Raw genomic sequence first — 8,609 nt, 5'->3', positions numbered from 1 at the left:
AATCTGGAGCGATTACATTCGTCGAATGGCGACCAATCACCCATTGAGTATGAAAACTCCTTTAGGAAAGTGTCCGGTTGGACTTGACCAGAACAGCATTAACGTTAGAAGCGGCAAGTTATTATTGGATTTCCGTTTTAAGGGTGAGCGCTGTCGTGAGCAGACTAAACTGACGGACTCTCCTGCGAACAAGAAGCGAGCTAAGCAAATTCTTGATCGTATAGAGGCTGAAATCACATTGGGTACATTTAAGTATTGGGATTATTTTCCAAACAGCAAAAAAGCGGATTTGTTTCGAGAACAGAAGGATATGTTGACTGAACATACTGCAAAAAAGGCAAGAAAAACGCTTTTATTCAAAGAGTTTGCAGAGCTTTGGTTTGATGAGAAAAAGATCGAGTGGAGAAACTCGCATGCACTTTCAGTGAGAAGTAGCATTGATGTGTATTCAATACCTTATTTCGGTGATAAAGAAGTCGGCAGCATCACAAAAGCAGACATACTAAATTTTCGTTCAACTCTCGCCAAAGAACCCAAACGGAAAAATAGTGCTCTTAAGCCTGCATCAATCAACAAGATAATGACGCCTCTTAGAATGATTATTAATGAAGCCGCCGACCGATACGAGTTTACCTCTCCTTGGAAGGGAATTAAATCGTTAAAGATCATGAAAACAGACATAGATCCATTTTCTTTGGATCAAGTGAATTTGATTATTCAGTCGGTGAGAAGGGACTTTAAAAACTATTTCACAGTGCGTTTCTTTACGGGAATGCGTACAGGCGAAGTTGATGGTCTTAAGTGGAAGTATGTCGATTTTGAAAGGCGGCAGATTTTGATTCGTGAAACTTGGGTAAAAGGGGAGTTCACTTACACTAAAACAGACGGCTCGCAGCGAGAGATTTATATGTCTCAGCCAGTTTATGACGCATTAAAAGCGCAATACAAAATGACACATGATCAGAGTCTAGTGTTTTGCAATATTGATGGTAGCCCTCTTAAGAGTGACACAGTGACGAAACGTATTTGGTATCCATTGTTAAGGCTATTAGACCTCAAGAAGCGTCGTCCTTATCAGACGCGCCATACCGCAGCTACGCTTTGGTTAGCGTCGGGTGAAAACCCAGAATGGATTGCTCGTCAGATGGGTCATACAACGACGGAAATGCTATTTCGTGTGTACTCACGGTATGTTCCGAATTTAACCCGACAAGATGGTTCAGCCTTTGATCGTCTATTGTTGCAAGAACACATAAAGTTAACCGAGCAAAAATCTGAGACTGGAGAATAAAGTATGGCTAAATCGAATGTTTGGGTGACGCCTAAGGCTGAAAAGTTTTCAAAGATGCTAATTGATGACCTTCATATTATTGATGGCGTAGGTTTAGCCTCTATACTTAATTTGGCTCCAGTTTATACAAATAGTGAAGCTGTGGCACTCTGGGTGCAAGAAAAGCTAACCAATGAATATGAGCGCTATTCTGATTATGGGCTTTTGAGGTGTTCTTTAGTTGGGAGTGTTCCGGCTTTTTTGCAAGGAGAATGTTGGTAATCTGTAATGGTAAGGTAGGGAGTGCTACTCCCTACCTTTGTGTGTTGTACTTTCAATTATGGAGTGAAAATGGATATATCAACATTAGATAAATTGGACCTTAGTAAAAATTGTGCCAATGTCATTCTTTGGTTGAAGCAGCAAAGTTCCCAGCAATGCTGGGACTTGTCTGATGATGAAATGGCGACATTACTTGGGGGGATTCAAACAGAGAAATGGAAGTATTGGCAGGAAATCAGTGAAGAGATTGGAATGCTAGATTTAGAGCTCCAAATAATAGAACGATTATCTTTATTGGCTGGTATTTATAAGGCGATACACCAAAGTGTACCAATTGGCTTACATTACAGCTCTTTTAAAAGACCTATTAATCATCCTCTTTTTGAGGGGCTTTCGGTTAAAGAATATTTGTTAAAAAATAGTTCGATTAATGATTTTTATGAGGTTAGAGATTTCTTTTTAAGTAGGATGTGAACGAATTGGATCCTCTAGTTCATTCAGCCCATGTCATACTAACTTTTAAAAGTTAGTCGTTTAAAAACATTTCAGCCATATCATCCAATTTTGCTTTTACGTCTTTCCAGTTAGGCATTACTTGGGTTAATAAACGCCAGAAACGCTCACTGTGGTTGTGTTCTGCGATATGGCAAAGTTCGTGCAAAATCACGTAATCAATGCATTCTTTAGGTGCTTTAATAAGGTGAGGGTTGAGCATCAGGTTGCCTTTGGTAGAGCAGCTTCCCCATTGTTTTTTCATAGCCATTACGCGAAAAGAAGGGATTCCTATCACCCACGTTGTTTTTGGTAAGAGCGCTAGTAGTCGATCATTGAAAACCGTTTTTGCTTTCTGTTGATACCACTTGTCGATTAACGGTTTAATGTTCATCAACCGATCATCAATGTCTTTATTCACTTCGTGCTTGATTGTAAGGTTCAATTTGCCACGGCTTAGCTTTATGTTTGGGGCTTGCTCGGCATCAACGATGACCTTTAGCACATAGCGCTTACCTAAATAAAATTGGGTTTCGCCACTCACGTAACGCTTAGCTAAAACCGCGTCTTTTTGCTTTGCAAATTCATTAATACTTTGCCAAATCCATCTGGCACGCTTATGCATGGCACCTTGAATAGCATCATCTCTTGCATCATGAGGCACAGTAGCCACAACACGTTGATCTGGATGAACCTTAATAATTACCTTGCGTGCTACTTTTTTAGTGTTATCAGCAGGCTTTGTTTTACGAATAACATCATAGTGAATGGTGTCGTTACCATAGGTAAAAACACCTTTTTTATTTGATGTTCTGCTTTCTTTTGAATGAATAGAAGCGGCTACTGTTTTTTGACTCACTTTATTAGCCTCTAGCTATACCTAATCGGGTTATCTTCAGCACTTCTTCAATCAGCTTTTGAGCATTATCAAGGCCAAGATCACTAAATAACATTGGTAATAACTTCATGTGTATAGCGTTTTCAATTTCCGCAGGGTTAATGGAATACTCTGCGACCGCATCATTTACAACTGCATCAATATCAAAAGCAATCGATACTAGCTTTTTATTATCTAGTGCCTTCTCAGTTAAGAATTCAGCATCAAATAGATGTTTGTACAAACCAAAGTAAGCTTGCGCATGTTTGTTTAGCTTGCCTGCATCATCTACAAAATCCTTGGGAATATCAGCCACTTTGCGATTTTTCACTTCCTGTTCAAAGTCAGCAAAGAGAATGTATTGTTTAACTGGTGCATCAAACATGGCTCTAGCATCTTCAATCGCCTTTTTAAGCATCTTAGAAAAATACTCTTGAGCATAGGGATCATCTTCTAAGTCTTGCTTAATCATTTTTGTAATTCGGCCAGTAATCTTATCCGTTTGGTTACGAGCCTCGTCATCGCTTATATCCTGCGGCTTTAAGTCTTTTCCTAAGTTAGCAACTAAGTAAGCACCGTCAGGCTCTTTTATTTCTATACCTGCAATGTGCTTGTCGAGAAGGCTTCTGATGTCTTCTGAGTATGCATCGTAATTCACGGTCTCACCTGCATCTTCGCGTACTTGTTTACGCAGATGGACAAAAACTTTTAAGTCACGCTTGTATAGGTCACGTCTATTATCGAAGGACTTATCTTCAAAGTAGGTGGCTGATTGCAGTGCTACTTTCATGCAGTTTGAAAACGCAGTGAGTGTAGAGTAAAAGTCATCACGTTTCTTAAGATTTGTATCCGTCAGATTTGTACCTATTTCCTGTATTTTAGGTGCAAGTGCTTGACGCAAAGCGGGGCCATCTTGTTTATTCTTAACCCCTTCAAATAATAACCACAACTCACTGTGTAGGCCTGGAAGTTTTTTGTATTCGGTATCCATGCGGTTATACAAACCTTTCAGATCATCAATATCAAAACCGCCTTGAGTGCGTTCTGCAAGGTCTTGGTACTTCTCAATAGTGGTATCAAGCTCTCTTAAAATACCTCTGTAGTCAATCAAGTAACCAAACTGCTTTTTGCTGTGTAAGCGGTTTACACGAGCAATGGCTTGAATAAGGTTGTGCTCTTTTAGTGACTTGTCTATATACAGTACGGTGTTCTTTGGTTCATCAAAGCCTGTTAAAAGCTTATCCACCACGATCATGATGTCAGGACCATCGTCTCTGCTAAATTCTTCAATAATAGCTTTGGTGTAGGCTTTCTCGTCCATTTTATTAACGTTAGACTTCCACCAATTTTGTACAAGGTCTTTGCTTTCTTGATCAACAGTATCGTGCCCCTCACGGGTGTCAGGGGAGGATATGGCGACAACCGAAGTAACTGCACCAATTTTATCTAATGCCGTTTTGTAGCGAATAGCAGATGCCTTAGAGTCACAGGCTAATTGTCCTTTTAACCCTTGCTGCTTAAAGTTTTGGAAATGATCGGAAATATCGTAAGCGACTAATTCAATTCGGCCTTCGGCTTGGTAGATCTGACCTCTTTGTGAAAACTTTTTCTTCAAGTCGGTTTTTTGTTCGTCACTGAGTTGGCTGGTACTACGTTCAAACCAAGCATCAATGGCTTTATCGTTAACATTCAATTCAGGAATGCGTTCTTCATACAAAAGTGGTGTAACGGTTTGATCTTCAACCGCTTGCTGCATAGTGTAAGAGTGAATGATCTTTCCGAATTTATTTTCTGTTTTATCGTCTTTTAAAAGTGGTGTACCAGTAAAAGCAATAAATGCCGCTTTAGGCAGCGTCTGCTGCATGCGAATGTTGTTTTCACCGTTTTGACTTCGGTGGCCTTCATCCACTAATACAATAATATTTGGGCTGTCGTTATAACAATCTTTTTGCTTAATAGCAGAGCCAAACTTATTAATTATTGAGAAAATAACTCGCTCGTTTCCTTGACCAATTTGTTCCGCTAAACGTTTACCAGTGGTGGCCATGGCATCTTTTCTATCTCGGTAGGTTAGTACACCACCAGAGGCAAAAGTACTGCTGAGTTGATCTTCTAAATCCACACGGTCGGTTACAATGATTAATCGGCATTGAGCGAGTTCTTCTAGCCAAATAAGGGCTTTTGATAGAAATACCATGGTAAATGACTTACCGCTGCCCGTGGTGTGCCAGATAACACCACCTTCACGAGCCCCAGAATCATCAAAAGTGTTGATGCGCTCTACCAGTGCCTTTATGCCAAATACCTGTTGATAACGAGCCACAATTTTTCCTGCTTTTTGATCAAACAAGGTAAACAAGCGGGTCATTTCGAGGAGGCGATCAGGACGTAACAGGCTAACAATTAATCTGTCTTGGTCGGTAACGGTTAGTTCCCCGGCAGCGACAAGCGAAAGGTAATTATCTTTTACTCTGGTAGAGCGATGATTAAACAAGGCATTTAGCTGCTCATTGTTTAGTTTATTGTTTTTAAGTCTTACAAATTCCGCTTCTGGAATATGTTCTTCTTTCCATTTTGCCCAAAATTTTTCAGGTGTGCCGCAGGTCGCGTATAAACCTTCATGTCCATTTATCGCTAACAGCAATTGGCTATAGGCATATAAATGAGGGATTTCTGTCTGCCCTTGATTACGAATATGCTGTGAAATTGCCTCGCTATTGGTCGATTTACCTTCTTTATTGGAATCCGGACGCTTCGCCTCAATCACAACCAATGGTAAGCCATTTACAAAACACACAATATCAGGAACTCGATTGCTAGTGCCTTCTGTATTTCGTACCATCAATTCTTCTGTGAAGTGAAACTGGTTGTTACTTATATCGTGCCAATCAATTAGCTTAATGGTGGGAGATGCTTTTTTACCATCTATAAATTCAGTAACACTTATGCCATACATCAGTGCATTGTAAATTTTTTCATTGGCCGCTTTTAAGCCTAAATTCATAGCAGGGTTAAGCTCATGCATCACCTTATCAATAGCGGCTTCAGACAAGTTATGTTGTTTACCTGCAAACGGAAATGTTTGTTTGGCTAAAAAAGCACGCATTACAGGGAGTAGAATAACTTGATAAGAGCTCTTTTTCTCACTGGTTAGACTATTGCTACGTAAGGCTTCACATTCAGTTGGTGGAATAAACTTATAGCCAAGATTAGTCAGAAGAGTTAACGCTGGGATCTTAGAGCTCGCTTCTTCTGTGAAGTAGATTGTTTGTTGTGTAGTTATTTCCATATTGGGTGTTCGCTCCAATTGTCAAGCATTCCCATTGCTGATCGCCAGCGTTTATTATGAGCAAGTAGGTCGAGGGCTTGGTTTACTTGCTGTGCCCAATCTTCACCATTCCCCGTAGCTCTTAGTAAATGTCTTAGCATGAGTAGAATATAAAAAATTCTATCATTTCTCGGTGTTAGAGGAGACAGCCAGTTTGCTTCTTTTGTTTTATCTGGTTTGATGGATAACGTACGATTCCATAACCTACTATGATGTGCGCGTACGTTTCTAACGTACGTTAGCGTGTGTAGCCAGTCGCCAAGCTTTTTATGGTGGAGATTAAAGTGCTGAACGATAGCTTTTTTATCTTCAATTCCTTTTTTTTGATCATTTATTAAACCACCATAACCAAATGATAAAGTACCCAATGACATTACTTCTGTCAGCATCCAAATGGGAATTGAAGGGAAGTTTTGGAAAGTGTTTTTGTAGTGATCGATAAACTCGTCTTTTGAACGGTGTACTTCACTTTGTAATTGAGTAAGCCACTTGTGATGATCAAACTTATTGTGGAAATTGTTCTTGTCTGCGTACCCAAAGGCACAGTATCTATGCCCGATATGGTAAGTGAATTGAGTACGAACAGAAACTTCGACTCTTTCAATGGCGTCTGTGACTAAAGAGCGTAACTTTCGATCTGTTTCATATAGAAAAAGAGCATCTTCAAAAAAAGTCTCTTTCTCAAATTGATCTAACACTTGCTGTGGGGAGGCCGTATCACGCAGTCTAAAAGGGTACCAATATGCACTTAAGCGATAGTAGCTAATATTGGCTAATGTACTTTCAGCAAAGGTTTTATCTTTGAGCAACATACCTTTATTTTTCAGGTGATTCACTTGGTCTGAAAAGGTAAGAGAAGGCTTTGTGTATGGCATTAAAGGCATGTACTAGCCTTTTGCTTTTTTGACTGGTTTTTTTTAGGTGTAAAAAAACCGCCAAGGTTGCGCGTTACATCTTTAATCGAAGAAAAAAGAGCACTAAGCGTGACGGTTATGTTGCAATAAGTATGGTTAAAAATGACGACCTCGTCAATCTGAAAAGTATATCGGAGCATTTTTTAAGCCTTTCTTATTTGTTTAAGGACAGAGGTGATAAGTTATTAATTGCTTCAAAAGTTGAAACAAACTCTTTTGTTATTCCCTCGATCGACAGCTCATTGACAGGCCATCTAAAGCATTTGCTTCCGCCAGAATACCAATGATTAACCGCTTTATTTGCTAAGGATTCATGAATGCTTTCAAGTTCTAGTTCTTCATCATCTGTTTGAATATGAATTTGGATGAAAATGTGCTTTCCTGCATTGCGTGGATCGTCATCAGCTATGTCCACAGATGGTACGCCAGTGGCGAAAAGTACCGCCTCTGTCATTTCATCTTTGCTATAGAGAATAGTGGTAGGCAAACCGAACCAAGAAGACTTTTGGCTGCGTAATATACCGTTTAGCTCCGGATGCTGCTCTAGTTTCGTATGGGCTTTTTGTTGGACGCTCTGCAAGGTGTTTTTGAGCAAATTCCAGGCCTGAGATATTTCACCAAGGTGCGTCAAAACGAATTCTTCTTGAGCGCTATTTTGTTCTTCGTCGTTCACAAGGTTCTCCAAATGCAGTAAAAAATCCTTTAATACCAAATACCATTTATTAAACGGTGCGTCGAAAAAATGCTGCTGTAGCCGCTTCTTTATTTCATTAACCAATTGTTGGAAACTGATTCCACACCAGCGAGGGTGAAGGTGTACGTTATCAACTTTTCCATCAGGGGATAAAATGACAAAAACAGCCTGTTTTTCTGTCTCATCAGTTAAATCGTTATCTTTATTTACTGCTTTCTTAGTCCTAATTAAGCTGTCTACATAGGCTTCATACTCATCAAAAGGGTTGATTTGCTGATGATTCACCTTGCTTTCGATCGCGATAACCCATTCATCTGAGTTTAATAATAAATCGATACGTTTATTATTTTTTGTCGTGACTTCTCGTTGTGGCTTCCCATGCGCTTGAGCATACTGAAGGCTTTCATAAATGGCGTTTTGCCTTATTAAGCTGACAATGCTTGATATTACCAAGTCATTCATACCATGAACTTCTGTGGTGTTACAAAAGAAGCTTAGTACCTCTGTCATTGGGTTCTCGAAATGCCCACGGCTTCCAATATCAAAAAGAGTGGTTTCTCGTTTTATTTGAGGGAATTGCTTAAAACCATCGATTAAAGCGATTAACTGTTCAATATCCATTGTTTGAGATATTCCTTTATGTTCATTTTAAGTTAGGGAACATACGAACAAGTAAGACAATTTTTAGCTGACTTTCAGCTTGTGACAGTATTTCCTCAGAAGCGACATTTAATCACCACTTAACCCACTTG

Annotated in this window: 7 protein-coding genes; 3 read left to right on the top strand and 4 right to left on the bottom strand. The window is 39.6% G+C overall.

Annotated elements, in window-relative coordinates; all coding sequences use genetic code 11:
- Positions 1–25: 25 nt before the first annotated feature.
- The 3 genes from DFP77_RS18955 (at position 26) to DFP77_RS18945 (ending at position 2,026) form a co-directional block, all read left to right on the top strand.
- Positions 26–1,291 carry an Arm DNA-binding domain-containing protein gene (locus tag DFP77_RS18955; protein WP_258861229.1) on the top strand — a complete coding sequence of 422 codons (1,266 nt, stop codon included), beginning with the start codon at positions 26–28 and terminating at the stop codon, positions 1,289–1,291.
- Between the two features lie 3 nt (positions 1,292–1,294).
- Positions 1,295–1,552 carry a hypothetical protein gene (locus DFP77_RS18950; protein ID WP_114413746.1) on the top strand — a complete coding sequence of 86 codons (258 nt, stop codon included), beginning with the start codon at positions 1,295–1,297 and terminating at the stop codon, positions 1,550–1,552.
- A gap of 69 nt (positions 1,553–1,621) precedes the next feature.
- Positions 1,622–2,026 (top strand): hypothetical protein, encoded by a 405-nt coding sequence (locus tag DFP77_RS18945; RefSeq protein ID WP_114413745.1) that lies wholly within the window; start codon positions 1,622–1,624, stop codon positions 2,024–2,026.
- A gap of 52 nt (positions 2,027–2,078) precedes the next feature.
- Here DFP77_RS18945 and DFP77_RS18940 read toward each other — a convergent pair whose 3' ends face one another.
- The 4 genes from DFP77_RS18940 to DFP77_RS18925 form a co-directional block, all read right to left on the bottom strand.
- On the bottom strand, positions 2,079–2,903 hold the full coding sequence (locus DFP77_RS18940; RefSeq protein ID WP_114413744.1) for a M48 family metallopeptidase: 825 nt from the start codon (positions 2,901–2,903) through the stop codon (positions 2,079–2,081).
- Positions 2,904–2,907: 4 nt separating this feature from the next.
- A complete protein-coding gene (locus DFP77_RS18935; protein WP_114413743.1) occupies positions 2,908–6,210 on the bottom strand; it encodes a type I restriction endonuclease subunit R in 3,303 nt (1,100 codons plus the stop codon).
- A complete protein-coding gene (locus DFP77_RS18930) occupies positions 6,201–7,133 on the bottom strand; it encodes an Abi family protein (protein WP_211085242.1) in 933 nt (310 codons plus the stop codon). The genes DFP77_RS18935 and DFP77_RS18930 overlap by 10 nt, the downstream gene beginning before the upstream one ends.
- A gap of 184 nt (positions 7,134–7,317) precedes the next feature.
- A complete protein-coding gene (locus DFP77_RS18925) occupies positions 7,318–8,478 on the bottom strand; it encodes a PD-(D/E)XK nuclease family protein (RefSeq protein ID WP_114413742.1) in 1,161 nt (386 codons plus the stop codon).
- Between the last annotated feature and the right edge of the window lie 131 nt (positions 8,479–8,609).

The organism is Marinomonas foliarum, assembly GCF_003337275.1.
Taxonomy (GTDB): domain Bacteria; phylum Pseudomonadota; class Gammaproteobacteria; order Pseudomonadales; family Marinomonadaceae; genus Marinomonas; species Marinomonas foliarum.
Note: the sequence above shows the minus strand (reverse complement) of the source record. Positions and strands in the feature narration are given on the sequence as shown.

Coding starts and splice junctions, on each gene's coding strand:
- DFP77_RS18955 (WP_258861229.1), top strand. CDS start 26: ATGGCGACCAATCACCCATTGAGTATGAAAACTCCTTTAGGAAAGTGT.
- DFP77_RS18950 (WP_114413746.1), top strand. CDS start 1,295: ATGGCTAAATCGAATGTTTGGGTGACGCCTAAGGCTGAAAAGTTTTCA.
- DFP77_RS18945 (WP_114413745.1), top strand. CDS start 1,622: ATGGATATATCAACATTAGATAAATTGGACCTTAGTAAAAATTGTGCC.
- DFP77_RS18935 (WP_114413743.1), bottom strand. CDS start 6,210: ATGGAAATAACTACACAACAAACAATCTACTTCACAGAAGAAGCGAGC.
- DFP77_RS18930 (WP_211085242.1), bottom strand. CDS start 7,133: ATGCCTTTAATGCCATACACAAAGCCTTCTCTTACCTTTTCAGACCAA.
- DFP77_RS18925 (WP_114413742.1), bottom strand. CDS start 8,478: ATGGATATTGAACAGTTAATCGCTTTAATCGATGGTTTTAAGCAATTC.